The following is a 15,319-nucleotide window of genomic DNA, read 5'->3' as shown; positions in this document are numbered from 1 at the left end:
GGCTTTAATTCAGACGTAATACATCGTTACGTAAACTAGATGGGTCGTTAGCTCAGTTGCTTGTTCAAAACAGACAGTTGGCTTTTGTTCCAATCAAGACTTTAGTGTTGATAAAACCAAGATGGGTCGTTAGCTCAGTTGGTAGAGCAGTTGGCTTTTAACCAATTGGTCGAAGGTTCGAATCCTTCACGGCCCACCACTTTTCTGAAAGTGAGATTGCCTGTTAGGCTTTAATTCAGACGTAATGCCTCGTTACGTAAAACCCAGATGGGCCGTTAGCTCAGTTGCTTGTTCACACAGACAGTTGGCTTTTGTTCCAAGTTAGTACAATAAGTATTAATAAAACCAAGATGGGCCGTTAGCTCAGTTGGTAGAGCAGTTGGCTTTTAACCAATTGGTCGAAGGTTCGAATCCTTCACGGCCCACCACTTTTCTGAAAGTGAGATTGCCTGTTTGGCTTTAATTCAGAATATCCCCTTAGCTACTCCTCTGTTATTATTCGTTATAATTACTATCTCAATTACTATCTCAATTACTATCTCAATTACTATCTTAATAACTTTGATATTTTGCCTTAATATTCCCTTAGTTCTAATTCAGACTTAAACGCTACATTCCCTTTGTTCATATTTGGCTGCTTATCATTCTTTAGTCTTAACTTTTGTTGCTACCTGCCTACTTTTGTCTAATAGACCTATTGCTAATGTTGCTTGCTTGTTAAGTGGGTCATATTGCTATGGATGATAAGAATAGGGAGAGAATGATGAAACAAGCAAAAGTTGGTTTAGTAATAGGGTGTTCTTTACTAGCAATGAGTAATGTCACCTATGCAGATACAGAAATGGAGTTTGGTGGTTATGTCAAAGCTGATGTGATGTTCAGCAGTTATAGCAATGGGGCACCTGACTCAGGAAGCTTATCTCGTCAATTTTATGTACCAGGTACCATTTATGGTGAAGCTGGTAATGGTAAGGAAGTCGTCGACTTTCAAGCCCGCGAAACGCGTTTTAATTTTAAAACTGTATCAGATTTCGATGGCCATAAATTATCAGGTTTTATCGAACTTGATTTTATGACTCATACTGATGGTAATGAGCGAGTATCAAACAGTTATTCCCCGCGTATTCGACAAGCCTTTGTCAGTTATGACAATTGGACTGTTGGTCAAACATGGACTACCTTCCAAAATCCAGGTGCATTACCTGAAAATTTAGACTTTGTGGGCGCAGCTGATGGTACGCCGTTTGTGCGTCAAGCGATGATCCGCTACACCAATGGCGGCTTTCAAATTGCGGTAGAAAACCCAGAAACAACCGTAAACCAATATGGTACAGCGTCAAGAGTGACCAGTGGTAGCGGTATGGTTCCTGATGTCGTTGCTCGTTATAACTTTAAGTCTGAAGGTGGTTCAGCAATTTCACTTGCTGCAATGGTTCGACAGTTAAATGTAGAGCAAAATGTGGGTACTGAAGCTATTGACTCCACTGAAGTCGGCTACGGCGCAAGTATTGCTGGTGTTATCCCTGTAGGTAACGATGACTTCAAGTTTTCTGTCACTTATGGTGAAGGCCTAGGTCGTTATATGGCGCTTAACTATGCCAATGCTGGTAACTTAGATGCATCAGGTGATATCCAAACTATTAGCTCTTATGGTGGCTTTGCTGCTTACCGTCATTGGTGGAATGATAAATGGCGTAGTAGTTTAACCTTTGCTGCACTAGAAATTGATAACGATACTTCATTATCAAGTGATGGTGTCAATGCGAGTTCATACTCTGGTTATATCAACTTACTCTACTCACCAACAAAACCGTTAACGTTTGGTGTTGAGTATATGTATGCTATGAACGAAAAAGAAAGTGGTGTAGATGGCGATTTAAGCCGAGTGTTATTCTCTGCTAAATACGTTCTATAAAAATATTTTTCTTAAATACAAAAAAGGGTTAATTCAATGAATTAACCCTTTTTATTGTCTGCGAAATGCGCTCAACGTAGCTTAGTTGTAATCATTGGTGATTAAGCAACTAATTTATTGTCGCGAACGTATTTATCATATTCTGTGTAACCGCCAACATGAACTTCATCAACGAAGATTTGCGGTACTGTTTCAACTGGCTTACCAACAGTTTTTTCTAAGTCTGCTTTAGAAATGCCTTCAGCGTGAATATCGACATATTTGAATTTAAAATCGTCACGTTGCGCGGTTAATTTTTCTGATAATTCAACAGCACGAACACAATATGGGCAGCCTGGACGGCCAAAAATAACAACAAACATAGTGACTCCTTTTTTTGATTTGACGATTTATACCATAAGTTTTATCGAATTGATATTGTATAAGCGCAGCGACTAAAAACTACTATCCGTGATCGTTTTATAACGGCCTTTATAGTCAAAAAACTTTTCGACTAAATCCCATTTATGTTTCTGTTTTTTCAAAAGTAATAAGTCCGGCTTTTTAAAGTGCTCACTATGGGCGATTAAATCGGCGGGCTTTTTATATTGTGGGTGCTTCATGCCGGGAGTTCGACAATGAGGAGAGATAAATATAGCAAACAAAGCGCGGCGTTGCGCTGGTGTGTCCATATTAAAGTATTCTTTAAAGTCATTCGATTCAATATCAAAGTATTGCACCACAAGCTTGCCATTTTCTTCGATAAGCTGCATCTCTTGGCATTTAAACAAATGATGATGTTGAGACGACAATACCTGCTTTAAACGCTTGTCAGGATCAATGAGGGTAGATTGACAGATATGACAAATGCGGGCCGCGATATCATTTTCAGCGCCACAATCAGGGCAAGCTTTAGAACGAAATCTAAAGTCACACTGTTGAATGTTTGATGACGAGTCCTCTATTAGCCCCTGACAGCGTCTACCAAAGTGTTCAACAATATCACCGTCATTATCCACCAAGCCCCAAAAAGTATTGGCAAATTGGCATACAGGGCAATGCACTTGCACTGGCACAGATTTACTATTGGGTTTTACTTGACCCACTTCAGGAAAATATAAGTCATAACCGTTAGCGGCATAATCAATGACTAAGCAATCTTGTTTATCAGGCGCTAAGCGTAAACCTCGGCCAATCATTTGTTGAAATAAGCTTACTGATGCTGTGGGCCTTAAAATAACAATTAAATCGACATGAGGGGCGTCAAAGCCGGTGGTTAATACAGCAACATTGACGATGAATTTAATTTTCTGTTGTTTGAACTGACTAATAATTTCGTCGCGTTCTGCATGTGGTGTATCTGCTGTAATGAGTGCAGCATCGTCATTTAATAATTTAAGTACTTCTTTTGCATGACGAACTGTCGCCGCAAAAATTAATACGCCTTTACGAGAGTCTGCTAATTGTTGTACTTGTTTTATGATGGCAGTGGTTGCGCGGCCTTGATGGTTGAGTAAATCATCAACTTCCTTTTGCGGAAATTCACCTGTATTACTTGGCTCTAACTGACTAAAGTCATATTGGGCACTTAGTCCATCAAATATTTTGGGTGCGGTTAAGTAGCCTTTTTTTATGAGTGGCCGCATAGGTAATTCAAAAATGCACTTTTCAAATACTGGCTTGTCAGCATTGCCTATTTTTCCATGGTAATGATGTCGATATATCCAACCTAAACCCAATCGATAGGGCGTGGCAGTTAGCCCTAACAGTTTTATTTGTGGATTAATCTTTTTGAGGTGAGTTAATAACTGTTGGTATTGGCTATCTTTATCATTACTGACTCGGTGACATTCATCAATTATTACCAATGAGAATGATTGGCAGAATTGCTCGGGCTTTCGCGCTGCTGATTGCACACTGGCGACCACGGTTTTACCATGGGCTTTTTTTTGCTTTAAACCCGCAGAATAAATATTGGCATCTTCAGTGAGTAAACCCACTTTTTCTGCATTTTGTGCCACGAGTTCTTTCACATGGGTCAAAACTAAAACGTTACCACGGGCAATTCGAGCTAGTTCGGCTATCACAATACTTTTGCCTGCTCCTGTAGGAAGTACCAGCACAGCAGAGTCATTAGATTGCTTAAAATGGGTTATAGCAGCGTTAACAGAGTCTTGTTGGTAATCGCGAAGTGAAATGGTTGCAGACATAAGTGAGTATGAAATGGCTTATTATTTAATATTGATCATGCAGGGTACTGTAGCATGAATACAAGCTAGCGCGGCGCAGTCTATTCAATAAAAGTCGCTGAATACATATCGTTTCAGCATGAGTTGATAGAGATTTAAGCCAGAATAAATATAAAAAAGCCCCCTCAGTGAGAGGGCAACGAGAATCTGGTTAGGAGTTCTCAGGTTGGTAAGAGGGTGGGGAGTACTTAATAACCTCTTATTTTAAACTACTGTTATTGAGTTTTGTTTAAACGAGACTCTATCAAGGTATCAATCACCGCTGGATCTGCAAGGGTAGAAGAATCGCCTAAGTTGGTTACTTCATTTGCGGCAATTTTACGTAAGAAGCGGCGCATGATTTTACCTGAACGTGTTTTAGGTAAACCGCCAGCCCATTGAATTAAATCTGGGGTGGCTAGTGCGCCAATCTCTTTACGCACCCATTGACGTAGCCCTTGACGTAACTCTTCAGTTTCTTCAACGCCGTTAATTAAGGTTACATAGGCATAAATGCCTTGGCCTTTAATATCATGGGGGTAACCTACAACTGCGGCTTCAGCGACAAGATCGTGTGATACAAGCGCGCTTTCAACTTCAGCAGTACCGAGGCGGTGGCCCGATACGTTAATTACGTCATCAACACGGCCAGTGATCCAGTAATAACCATCCTCATCACGACGAGCGCCGTCACCAGTAAAGTACATACCTCTAAAGGTTTTAAAGTAAGTGAGAGCAAAACGATCATGGTCGCCAAATACGGTGCGCATTTGTCCCGGCCAAGAGTCGAGAATAACAAGGTTGCCGTCTACAGCGCCTTCAAGAATATTACCCATGTTATCAACTAATGCCGGCTGAACCCCAAAAAATGGACGCGTAGCAGAGCCCGGTTTTGCATCTGTGGCGCCAGGTAATGGGCTAATCAAAATACCACCGGTTTCAGTCTGCCACCATGTATCCACAATTGGGCAGGATTCATGGCCAATCACTTCATGGTACCAGCGCCAAGCTTCAGGGTTAATGGGTTCACCCACCGAGCCCATTACCCGTAATGAGCTACCATCAAAACCATCAAACTGTTCTTTACCTTCTGCCATTAAAGCGCGAATTAACGTTGGTGCAGTATATAAAATATTAACTTTATGACGGTCGACCATTTCACCAAGACGAGCTGGATTTGGAGAGTTTGGTACTCCCTCATGAATAAGGATAGTTGCGCCATTGGCTAATGGACCATATACCATGTAGGAGTGACCGGTGATCCAACCCACATCAGCAGTACACCAATATACTTCACCTTCTTTGTAATCAAAAACATACTCGTGAGTCATTGAGGCGTAAACCATATAACCACCAGTGGTATGCAACACACCTTTCGGGTTACCGGTTGAGCCTGAAGTGTATAAAAGAAATAGCGGGTCTTCAGCGCCCATTTCTTCAGCTTGGCAATGCTCTGATGCCGTTGCAACGACATCGCTCCACCATATATCTCGGCCTTCAACCCAGTCGATATCACCACCAGTTCGATTAAGTACAATGACTTTTTCGACACAATCTACATCTGGGTTATTAAGCGCTTCATCAATGCTACGTTTAAGCGGAATTTTACGGCCACCACGCACGCCTTCATCAGCGGTGATCAAGACTTTTGATTTGCCATCAATTACGCGTGATGCAATTGAATCAGGTGAGAAACCGCCAAATACCACCGAATGGATCGCGCCAATGCGGGCACAAGCAAGCATAGCAACGGCCGCTTCAGGCACCATAGGCATATAAATTGTGACTACATCACCTTTACAAACCCCCTGGCTACGTAGGGCATTGGCAAATTTACACACATCAGTATGCAGTTCACGATAAGTGATTTTACGCTGTTCATTGGCATCGTCACCTTCCCAGATGATCGCTACGCGGTCGCCATTATCTTCTAAATGGCGATCTAAACAGTTTGAAGATGCGTTCAATGTGCCATCATAAAACCACTCAATAGACAGGTTATGATCATCAAAAGAGGTTTGTTTAATTTTGGTATAAGGCTTGATCCAATCGATGCGCTTACCGTGTTCTCTCCAAAAACCTTCAGGATTAACCACAGATTCTTGGTACATTTTTTTATACTTATCATTATCGACCAGTGCATTTTTAGCGAAATCGGCTGGTACTTTGTAGAGAGACTGCGAGCTCATATGGCTTCCCTTTGTCAAAATTTGCGTTATGAAAGTATCCTCTGCATGATGATGTTAACTCCATTAGACCTTGGTCTAGTTTTAAAATATCCTTAATATTTAGCTTGTTGCGCGTGTTAACATCTCATGCAAATAACGCAAAATTATTGCATAATTAATAAGCGAATATAATAAAAAGAGAAAGCTATGAATTTAACCTTAGTCGTTGCTGTGATTGCAATTTGCTATGTGTCATTACTGTTTATACTGGCCTGGGGCGCTGAACGTTGGTTTAGTAAAATCACTAATAAAGTCCAAGTATGGATATACGGCTTAAGTCTAGCTGTTTACTGTTCTTCATGGAGCTTCCTTGGCACAGTAGGTCAATCAGCGAACGATTTATGGTCTTTCTTGCCGATTTATCTTGGCCCAATCTTAATTTTTACCCTGGGTTTTGGGGTATTACGCAAAATGGTTTTAGTCTCTAAAGCGCAAAATATAACCTCGGTAGCCGATTTTATTGCCGCGCGCTATGGAAAATCCCAAGCCCTTGCTGCCATAGTGACCCTAATAGCACTATGCGGCATCATGCCCTATATTGCGCTGCAACTTAAAGCCATGGTATTTAGCCTTAATTTATTTCAACCTGATAATTTACCTTTAAATGGCGTCAGTATCCCTTTGGTGATTACTTTCATTTTGGCTATATTTGCGATTTTATTTGGCACTCGTAAATTGGATGCCACCGAACATAATCCTGGGATGATGGTAGCGATCGCTTTTGAGTCACTGATTAAATTAGTCGCCTTTTTGATTGTCGGTGTGGTGATTACTTATGGTTTTTTTGATGGTTTTGATGATATCTGGCAACAAGCGAAAGACAAAGAACTCATCAACCATGGCACTTTAAATATCGCTTCAATTTTACCGGAAATGCTGGTGGGGATTGCCGCCTTTATGTGTATGCCAAGGCAATTTCATGTGATGGTAGTTGAGTGTGCAGAAGAAGGGGTGTTAAAAAAAGCCCGCTGGATCTTTCCCTTGTATTTGGCCATGTTTGGCTTATTTGTGGCGCCATTAGCCCTTGCTGGTAAATTATTACTTGGTGATACCGTGGCGGCAGACACTTATGTGATTAACCTGCCTTTAGCATTAGATCAGCCTGTTCTCGCCGTTATTGCCTTATTAGGCACGCTTTCAGCAGCGACGGGTATGGTGATTGTTGCTGTTGTGACCATTAGTGTAATGATAAGTAACGAGTGGTTAGTTCCGGTCATGTTACGTACAGGCAAAATCACTGGTACTAATTTCAATCAATTCGCGCGTTTTTTATTAAATGCCCGCCGTTTGGCCATCATTATTATTTTGGCCTTGGGTTATTTTAGTTATTTACTGTTTGGTAGTAACGAATCGTTATCTCACCTTGGTCAGCTGTCATTCGGGGCTTTTGCCCAATTAGCCCCCGCGCTTATTGGTGGTTTGTATTGGAAGTATGGTAATCGTGCCGGGGTGTTTTTAGGTTTAGCGGTTGGCTTTTCGTTGTGGTGTTATATTTTATTTGAACGCAGTATGGGCTTAGTGGGTGAATCCGGAATATTGGCATCAATTAGCCCGGAAGTAGATGATACTTTAGTGGCGCTATTAGCCAATATTGCCTTTTATATTTTAGGTTCGCTGTGGTTTAGAGCTGGGGTTGCCGAGCGTATTCAAGCTAGTCACTTTATCAATCCCGGTATCATTAAAAAAGACAGCAACCGAAAACATGCGGCGATATCTCAACAAGATTTATTAATTCTTGCCAGTCGTTTTGTTAGTCCAACCCGCGCTTATGAAAGTTTTAGTCAATACTCGCCAGCTGCGGTACGTAGTGATTCTTGGCATAAAGTGGCAGATGAAGCGTTAATCTCACACACAGAGCATATGCTTGCAGGGGTGTTGGGTGCATCTAGTGCCGCGCTGGTGATGGATTCAGTGTTACAAGGGCGCGACTTGGCCCTTGATGAAGTCTTTAGCTTAGTGGATGAAGCGTCAACCAAGGTGATGTTAAGCCAAGACATGTTACGCGGCGCCATTGAACATGCCTATGAAGGCATGAGTGTAGTGGACAAAGATTTAAACTTGGTCGCATGGAATTATAAATATGCCGAACTGTACGATTACCCTGAAGGATTCTTAAAGCAAGGTATGCCTATTAATGAAGTGGTGCGTTTTAATGCTGAGAGGGGCTATTGTGGAGAGGGCGAAATTGATGCTCAAGTAGAAATGCGGGTGCAGCATATGCGTGCAGGTACAGAACATACTTCTGAGCGACAACGCCGAGACGGTAAAGTTATAAAAATTCAAGGTAATCCGATGCCAGATGGTGGGTTTGTGATGACGTTTACCGATATCACTCAGTATCGTAAACAAGAAAAAGCCTTACTTGAAGCCAATGAAACCCTTGAAAGTCGAGTACAAGAACGTACCTACGAACTGGCGATGCTAAACAGCGAATTACTTGAAGCAAAGGCCCAAGAGGAAATGGCTAATGCGTCAAAAAGTCGTTTTCTTGCTGCTGTTGGTCATGATCTTATGCAGCCGCTTAATGCTGCAAGATTGTTTACTGCTTCACTAGCGCAATACCCCAATCTTGATTTAGAAGGGCAAACCACTTTATCTCATATCAACAACTCCCTGCGAACAGCTGGGGAGCTATTAACTGATTTATTAGATATATCAAAACTTGATTCTGGCATGGTGGATGTAAACCGCCGTGACTTTGCCATCGCCGATTTACTCAATGGTCTGGCTGTTGAGTTTGAGGCCATGTCAAAGGACAGCCAAATTCGCTTTAACATGATCCCCTGCAATGCCACGGTAAATTCAGATTTATCCTTACTAAGACGTATATTACAAAACTTTTTGACCAATGCTTATCGTTACGCAAAAGGTGGCAAGGTATTAATGGGGTGTCGTCATCGTGGTAAGTATCTCGAAATTCAAGTGCTGGATACGGGCTGTGGTATTGATGAACATGAAACAGAAGAGATTTTTAAAGAGTTTAAACGCCTAAATCATCCCAGTAGCCAAAATGTCAGCGGTTTAGGTTTAGGGCTCGCCATTGCTGACCGAATTAGCAAGGTGTTAGATCATCAAATTCAGGTTTCATCAAAACTTGGCCAAGGTTCGGTGTTTTCCATTATCGTACCTTTAGGTGAAACCATCAGTGAAAAGTCAGCTAAGCCGGTACCAAACTTAACCCAGCCCTTAGCTGGGGTAAAAGTGCTTTGTATTGATAATGAAGAGGCCATTTTGGCAGGGCTTGAAAGCTTATTAACTCGCTGGAAGTGCGAGGTGATTTGTGCAACCGATTTAGCTGATGCCCGCATTAAACTTGGCCTTAAAGGCGTTGCTCCTGATATCGTTTTAGCCGATTACCATTTAGATAATAATCAAAATGGTGTTGATGCAATGGACGGTATTCGCTCGCGCTACGGTGAACATTTACCTGGGATCTTGATAACGGCTAATACGAATAAGGATTTGGTTGACGATGTACAAAAGCGTGGTTATCACTATATGGCTAAAATGATTAAACCAGCGGCATTACGGGCGTTAATATCAAGTTTAGTGAAGTAGGCCGATGCAGTGTTAATAAATGAAATAGAGAGCGCTAACAGCAAAAGGATGAGCAATGATAACTGTCTATGGCGATGAAAAATCAGGTAACTGTTACAAAATAAAGCTCACTTTGGCGCTACTTAAAATTGATTATCAATGGTTTGACATAGATATCATGGCCGGTGGCACCCAAACCAAGGCTTTTTTAGCTAAAAACCCAAACGGTAAGTTACCGATTATTGAGCTAGATGATGGTCGAGTGCTAGCCGAGTCCAATGCCATCATTGGATACTTGGCCGCTGGCTCGAGGTTAATTCCTGACGATAAATTTAATAATGCCTTAATGTATCAATGGCTGTTCTTTGAGCAATACAGTCACGAGCCTTGTATTGCCGTTGCTCGGTTTATCAAACTTTATCAAGGTATGCCACTAGAGCGGCAAGCTGAGTTTGATAACTTACAAATTCAGGGGGGTAAGGTATTGAAATTAATTGATAACCAGTTAGCAGGGCAGGCATTTATGCTCGGTGAGCTATTTAGCCTGGCAGATATTGCGCTTTATGCCTACACCCATGTGGCCCATGAGGGTGGCTTTGATTTATCGGTTTATCCCAATCTCCAACAATGGTTAGCTAATGTTGAGTCACAAGCGGGTTTTGTTTCCATGCTCGATTAATCAATCGCGATCTTTTATCTGACCAGCTTAATCATTAGCAGCATTACTGATAACTTAAGCGCGTTGCAGCAAATCGGTTAAGTAAAGTGTGCATGATGTAACACAGTAATAAAGTCGCTACTATGGCAACCAAAATACTGCTAATACGGTAAAGTGCGCTATATATCAGATCGCTCCCTGGGCTTAGGTATTGGCCAAATAAAATACCCAGCGTGGTCATCGCTCCAAAACCAACGCCTGCGCCGACTTTTTCTTTAACATGAACTTGGCTAAATAGCATTAATCCGAACCATAAAACCGGCACTACTAAGATAAGCAGCCCTGACCAATCATAAAGAAACAACTGGGCTAACACACCGAATGTCACTCCAAGAAAGGTACCTATCGCACGTTTAAGGGCATAATTTAATACCCCAGTAAAATGCATCGGATAAAGTAATAAAATTGTGGCAGCTTGCGCCGACATAGAGTCTTGCAGATTAAATATCTGGAACACGATAAAAGATGCTGTGGCGATAGTTGCCCCCAGTAATACTTCATGTCGCATTCGATTTACTGATTTTGCTGGTGGTTTTTGCAATTTTCTGGGTTCAACATCAGGGATTAACGAGACCATGATATAGGCGATAATGATTGCTAGTATTGTGGCGCCGAGATTAGCGCCGATGAGACCGTTTAGATCAGTATCAGGGTAACTGGCAAAATTAAGCATGATGCTCAGATTAAGTAAACTATTGGCACCAAAAAGAAAAAAACTGCCGCGGGTCATGGCGGTAAAAAAGCCAACAAACACCCCAAAAATAATCAGGGTCATTAAGACTGGGTGGCCACCAAATAAACCACCGATAACGCCTACCACTAATCCAGCTGTGACAGAAGACGCCAACACCTGCCGCGCGACATGGGCGGTGAACACAGGTGCTAGACCTAGCAATACCATAGGGGTAACAGTATAAAACACCCCGTTACTAAAGCCGAACAGTTTACACAAAGTAAAGCCAATCGTGCCAGCAGTGGCAATACGTAGACATTGACGTAAATCATTGGCTGTCATGGGATTAAATCTTAGTAACATGATTGTTGCCTTTTGTCGCTGTAATATATTTAAAATAGCGCATCTATCAAATGTATGATGTTAATAGATATAGTGCAGCATACTGATGGCTTTAATCTGCCCATGAGCTAATAAGTTCAGCAAACTATTTTCTGGCATTATCTGCACCGTCGCCCGTGCCCCCGTTGGCAATGTTCTCATGACTTCGTCATTATCTAATTGTAAATGCAATCTCATTCTTTGGGCGTCACGGACCCAGCGATCTGATTGTTGCGGAGTCGCTAAACTGCCATTGGCATCGAACTGTCCGGCGCTAACCCCAGCATCAATACTGCTGACGTGGGCGCGATATAAACGGCCTGGTTCACCGTCAAACGCAACAAGGGCTTTAGATGAAATTGAGACATCTCGTAATGCCTTTTCTCTAAAATCAGCAATAATATCCACATCATCAGAAACAAGAGCCAGTAGTGGCTGGCCAATGGCCGCAAAGCCGCCGACCATGATTTGCAAGTTAGTAACTGTGCCGTCTTGATCCGCATGAACTTGGGTATAAGACAGGTTTAATTTGGCTTGGGCTAAGCGATTTTCGGCCTGACGTACTTTTAAGTTATTGTTACCGTAAACACCGCGGCTCACTTCTAATTGCTTTAAACGGGCTTGGGTTGCCAGCAAATTTGCTTCAGCCGCAGCAGCATCGCTGTCAGCTTGATCGCGTTGCTGTTGGGATACGCCATTAGTTTTGTACAGTGCATCAAGACGCTTTGCTTCGCTGCGCTTTTGTTGTGATGTGGTTTGGCTGGCATTGACATCAGCTTGCGCCGCTAACAAAGAGGCATCTAGCTCAGCGTTATCTTGCTGGACTTGCTCTAAAGCCAACTGCGCTTCATCTACCGCTAACTTATACGGTCTAGGATCTACTTCAAACAGTAATTCACCCTTGCTAACAACTTGGTTATTAGTGACAGCAATAGTTTTAATGCGGCCATTAACTTGTGGGGTAACCTTAGTCACAACCCGAGTTGCCATAGCCTGCGGCGTTAATGGCATAGCGGCATCAGCAAACATAAAGTAACCAAATACCAGCATAAAGCCTGCTAAGGCAATTTTTGTTAGCCGCGAAAATTGTTGATCTGGTGTCATATTTGTATTCACTTACTTGTCTGTCATTTTAGCTAATTTGGTTAACGCATTATTACCAATCAGATTAATTACTCTTTCAAACTCAGTAAGTTCTTCAGCGTTTATGCCTAAGAGCAATTGGCTACGGATATTGATAATTGTTACTTCGACTTTCGTTATTAAATCTAGTCCAGCAGGAGTCAAATTGACAAGTCTGGCGCGTTTATCATGGGGGCAACAGTGGCGTTCAATGAGCCCTTGCTGTTCTAATTGGGCTAAGGTGCGCATTAAAGAGGCCAGTTCAATTTCTAAGGCATTGGCTAATACTTTTTGACTGAGGTTGTCGCCTAATCGCCACAGTTTCCATAAGGCTGTCCAGCGTGGGTAAGTTAACTCTAAAGGGGCAAGTTCAATGTCAACAGCGGTGCGCCATAAGCGATGCAGACGCCCCAATTGTTCTGCCAGTGATAGCTCTTTCATATGGTCGAATTCTTTTTGCATCATGGTTCCCATTTACTTAGCGTGCTAACTATTATACTTGGTTAGCACGCTAAGTAAATTGATTTTTTATCGCAGTGATATCCCTAGTGTTATATATAACGCTAAGGCAATGATAGAAAAGAGAATAAATTTCAAACAAATAGATGTATCATTTTATGTTAATACTTAAGTCGTAATAGTCAGCAACAAGAATGGATAATTCAATAGGTAAAAGTTGAAATCTAAACACCAATGAAAAAGAATTAAAAGTATTTAGCAAGGATATCCAAGACTAGGTTTATACTGAATTAACTGACTACAACAAAGCACTTCTAACTTTAATCATCATAATCACTGTGCCGTCACTAACGCGAGTCTGCCTGCGTTTAAACTCGTTCTTATAATTACAGTCTCATTTCCATAACAGCTTCACTAGTCATAGCTACATCTAGCTCACTTCCTTTAAGTGGGTGTTATCCATCCTTTATTCAATGTATTTATTATTAAAAGGTAGACAATGTGGTCGCCATAAAGAAATGCCCATCAATGACTGGCGATAGCCCAATTGATGAAACCTTGTTTGCGCTTATTGCGCAGGATATCGAAGCAAAAGGCTACAGTATTCGGCCAACGGCCTTGCCAGATGCATTAGCGAACAATTTGTTTAATCATCAGCAAGGGATAGAAGCAGACAAGTTTGAAGAAGCAGGTATAGGAAGGGGTGGCGAGTATTTAAAAAATGAGTTTGTTAGAACTGATGCCATTAGCTGGATAACCAATGGATCTGAAGCAGGCAGAGATTGGCTCACTTGGACCGCCAACTTGCAAAGCTTTTTAAATAGACGATTATTTCTAGGTTTGTTTTCATTTGAAAGTCACTTTGCTCATTATGGCCCAGGTGATTACTATAAAAGACACTATGATGCTTTTAAGGGCGAAGCGAATCGAGTGCTTTCAATCGTGGTATATTTTAATCGAGCGTGGTCAGCGTCAGATGGCGGCGAGTTAGTGTTATATCAAGATAACTTCGATAAAGAAGGCATTAAAGTAATGCCATTACTGGGCACGATAGTGACATTTTTAAGTGAAGAGTTTCCCCATGAAGTATTGGCAGCCAAGCGGGATCGATATTCTATCGCTGGTTGGTTTAGGGTTAATACTTCTATCGCTGCTAAAGTCGATCCGCCGAGGTAAGTTATCCGTCTAGATGCGCTTAACCAACAGCTGGGCGATAAGCTGTTTATTTTACTAGCTCTGATAATGAAGCATCATTTTTTATTGAATTTTGACAGGAGAGAGCCGTTGAAATTAGCAGCTGCAATAAAACATTTTTGGTCCTTTGGTATTATCAGCGGACTAATAGTCTCGGTATTGGTAACACTCTTTATTGTCATATGGGAATGGCTCGAAAATCCTGGCGGCATATTTCACGGCGCTGAAGGTACAAATTGGCAATTTGTTTATGACACTGGCATCAGTTGGTTTATGCCTACTTTTATCTATGTCGCTATCATTGCCGCAGTGAGCCACCTCATATATTCAGCGATAAAATGGCTCAGTGATTCAGCTGATAACTCAAAATGAGAGTATTTAATGGGCAAGAGAATAGAATCAGTAACGTAGGTTTTGTGTAGCCAAAGTGATAGCCGCTATGATCGTACTAGCTGACAACAATATAAATGGGCTTTTTATTAAGTGTATCTGCAACAAAAAACTGCCTCAGCAACTAAAGTTTAATGGGTTAAGGTAATGACTTGCATAAGTGTACTTTCATGTCGTGTTAGTGACGTTGATTTATTGCTCAAACAATTTAATTAATGAACACTTTGGTTTTTTTATCAACACTTAAACGTTTTTATGTCATTTAGGGATTTACAGCGACCGCAGCTTGTCATATTATTCGCGGCGTTCGGAGAGATGGCAGAGTGGTCGAATGCACCGGTCTTGAAAACCGGCATGGGTTTGTAGCCCATCTAGGGTTCAAATCCCTATCTCTCCGCCATATTAAATACGAGAAAAGCCGTTGATTATCAACGGCTTTTTTTGTTTCTGGCGTTTGAGGGGCTTTCTGAGAGGATTGACTCAGACAATGTACCT

At 41.7% G+C, this 15,319-nt stretch carries 11 protein-coding genes and 3 tRNA genes; 8 read left to right on the top strand and 6 right to left on the bottom strand.

Annotated features, from left to right (window positions below):
* The first annotated feature begins 123 nt into the window (after positions 1–123).
* The 3 genes from BCU94_RS08555 (at position 124) to BCU94_RS08545 (ending at position 1,915) form a co-directional block, all read left to right on the top strand.
* Positions 124–199: transfer RNA gene (locus tag BCU94_RS08555), tRNA-Lys, on the top strand.
* A 153-nt stretch (positions 200–352) separates the two neighbouring features.
* A tRNA-Lys gene (locus tag BCU94_RS08550) sits at positions 353–428 on the top strand.
* Between the two features lie 335 nt (positions 429–763).
* On the top strand, positions 764–1,915 hold the full coding sequence (locus tag BCU94_RS08545; RefSeq protein ID WP_102476141.1) for a DcaP family trimeric outer membrane transporter: 1,152 nt from the start codon (positions 764–766) through the stop codon (positions 1,913–1,915).
* Positions 1,916–2,016: 101 nt separating this feature from the next.
* Here the strand turns inward: BCU94_RS08545 and BCU94_RS08540 are convergent, their stop codons facing one another.
* The 3 genes from BCU94_RS08540 to acs form a co-directional block, all read right to left on the bottom strand.
* Entirely contained in the window at positions 2,017–2,277 is a 261-nt protein-coding gene (locus tag BCU94_RS08540) for a GrxA family glutaredoxin (protein WP_076536809.1), read from the bottom strand.
* Between the two features lie 72 nt (positions 2,278–2,349).
* Positions 2,350–4,104, bottom strand: coding sequence for a DEAD/DEAH box helicase (locus BCU94_RS08535; protein WP_102476140.1), 1,755 nt, complete (start codon positions 4,102–4,104; stop codon positions 2,350–2,352).
* Between the two features lie 254 nt (positions 4,105–4,358).
* Positions 4,359–6,311 (bottom strand): acetate--CoA ligase, encoded by a 1,953-nt coding sequence (gene acs / locus BCU94_RS08530; protein ID WP_102436553.1) that lies wholly within the window; start codon positions 6,309–6,311, stop codon positions 4,359–4,361.
* A gap of 186 nt (positions 6,312–6,497) precedes the next feature.
* Between acs and BCU94_RS08525 the strand changes: the two genes are divergently transcribed.
* On the top strand, positions 6,498–9,908 hold the full coding sequence (locus BCU94_RS08525; RefSeq protein ID WP_102476139.1) for a PAS domain-containing hybrid sensor histidine kinase/response regulator: 3,411 nt from the start codon (positions 6,498–6,500) through the stop codon (positions 9,906–9,908).
* A gap of 58 nt (positions 9,909–9,966) precedes the next feature.
* Positions 9,967–10,566, top strand: coding sequence for a glutathione S-transferase family protein (locus BCU94_RS08520; RefSeq protein ID WP_198590867.1), 600 nt, complete (start codon positions 9,967–9,969; stop codon positions 10,564–10,566).
* A gap of 43 nt (positions 10,567–10,609) precedes the next feature.
* On the opposite strand, the gene BCU94_RS08515 is transcribed toward BCU94_RS08520, so the two are convergent.
* Genes BCU94_RS08515 through slyA form a run of 3 tightly spaced genes read right to left on the bottom strand, consistent with a single transcriptional unit; the run spans position 10,610 to position 13,243 of the window.
* Entirely contained in the window at positions 10,610–11,641 is a 1,032-nt protein-coding gene (locus tag BCU94_RS08515) for a DUF2955 domain-containing protein (protein WP_102476137.1), read from the bottom strand.
* A 60-nt stretch (positions 11,642–11,701) separates the two neighbouring features.
* A complete protein-coding gene (locus BCU94_RS08510; protein ID WP_102476136.1) occupies positions 11,702–12,763 on the bottom strand; it encodes an HlyD family secretion protein in 1,062 nt (353 codons plus the stop codon).
* A 12-nt stretch (positions 12,764–12,775) separates the two neighbouring features.
* Positions 12,776–13,243 carry a transcriptional regulator SlyA gene (gene slyA, locus BCU94_RS08505; protein ID WP_017059069.1) on the bottom strand — a complete coding sequence of 156 codons (468 nt, stop codon included), beginning with the start codon at positions 13,241–13,243 and terminating at the stop codon, positions 12,776–12,778.
* 525 nt (positions 13,244–13,768) lie between these two features.
* On the opposite strand from slyA, the gene BCU94_RS08500 reads away from it, so the two are divergent.
* The 3 genes from BCU94_RS08500 (at position 13,769) to BCU94_RS08490 (ending at position 15,224) form a co-directional block, all read left to right on the top strand.
* Positions 13,769–14,416 (top strand): 2OG-Fe(II) oxygenase, encoded by a 648-nt coding sequence (locus BCU94_RS08500; protein ID WP_102476135.1) that lies wholly within the window; start codon positions 13,769–13,771, stop codon positions 14,414–14,416.
* 108 nt (positions 14,417–14,524) lie between these two features.
* Positions 14,525–14,806 (top strand): hypothetical protein, encoded by a 282-nt coding sequence (locus BCU94_RS08495; RefSeq protein WP_102437062.1) that lies wholly within the window; start codon positions 14,525–14,527, stop codon positions 14,804–14,806.
* 327 nt (positions 14,807–15,133) lie between these two features.
* Positions 15,134–15,224, top strand: a tRNA-Ser gene (locus BCU94_RS08490).
* Positions 15,225–15,319: the final 95 nt, after the last annotated feature.

The organism is Shewanella sp. 10N.286.52.C2 (assembly GCF_002874545.1).
Lineage (GTDB): Bacteria > Pseudomonadota > Gammaproteobacteria > Enterobacterales > Shewanellaceae > Shewanella.
This window is presented reverse-complemented; position numbering and strand designations above follow the sequence as displayed.

Coding starts and splice junctions, on each gene's coding strand:
- BCU94_RS08545 (WP_102476141.1), top strand. CDS start 764: ATGAAACAAGCAAAAGTTGGTTTAGTAATAGGGTGTTCTTTACTAGCA.
- BCU94_RS08540 (WP_076536809.1), bottom strand. CDS start 2,277: ATGTTTGTTGTTATTTTTGGCCGTCCAGGCTGCCCATATTGTGTTCGT.
- BCU94_RS08535 (WP_102476140.1), bottom strand. CDS start 4,104: ATGTCTGCAACCATTTCACTTCGCGATTACCAACAAGACTCTGTTAAC.
- acs (WP_102436553.1), bottom strand. CDS start 6,311: ATGAGCTCGCAGTCTCTCTACAAAGTACCAGCCGATTTCGCTAAAAAT.
- BCU94_RS08525 (WP_102476139.1), top strand. CDS start 6,498: ATGAATTTAACCTTAGTCGTTGCTGTGATTGCAATTTGCTATGTGTCA.
- BCU94_RS08515 (WP_102476137.1), bottom strand. CDS start 11,641: ATGTTACTAAGATTTAATCCCATGACAGCCAATGATTTACGTCAATGT.
- BCU94_RS08510 (WP_102476136.1), bottom strand. CDS start 12,763: ATGACACCAGATCAACAATTTTCGCGGCTAACAAAAATTGCCTTAGCA.
- slyA (WP_017059069.1), bottom strand. CDS start 13,243: ATGCAAAAAGAATTCGACCATATGAAAGAGCTATCACTGGCAGAACAA.
- BCU94_RS08500 (WP_102476135.1), top strand. CDS start 13,769: ATGACTGGCGATAGCCCAATTGATGAAACCTTGTTTGCGCTTATTGCG.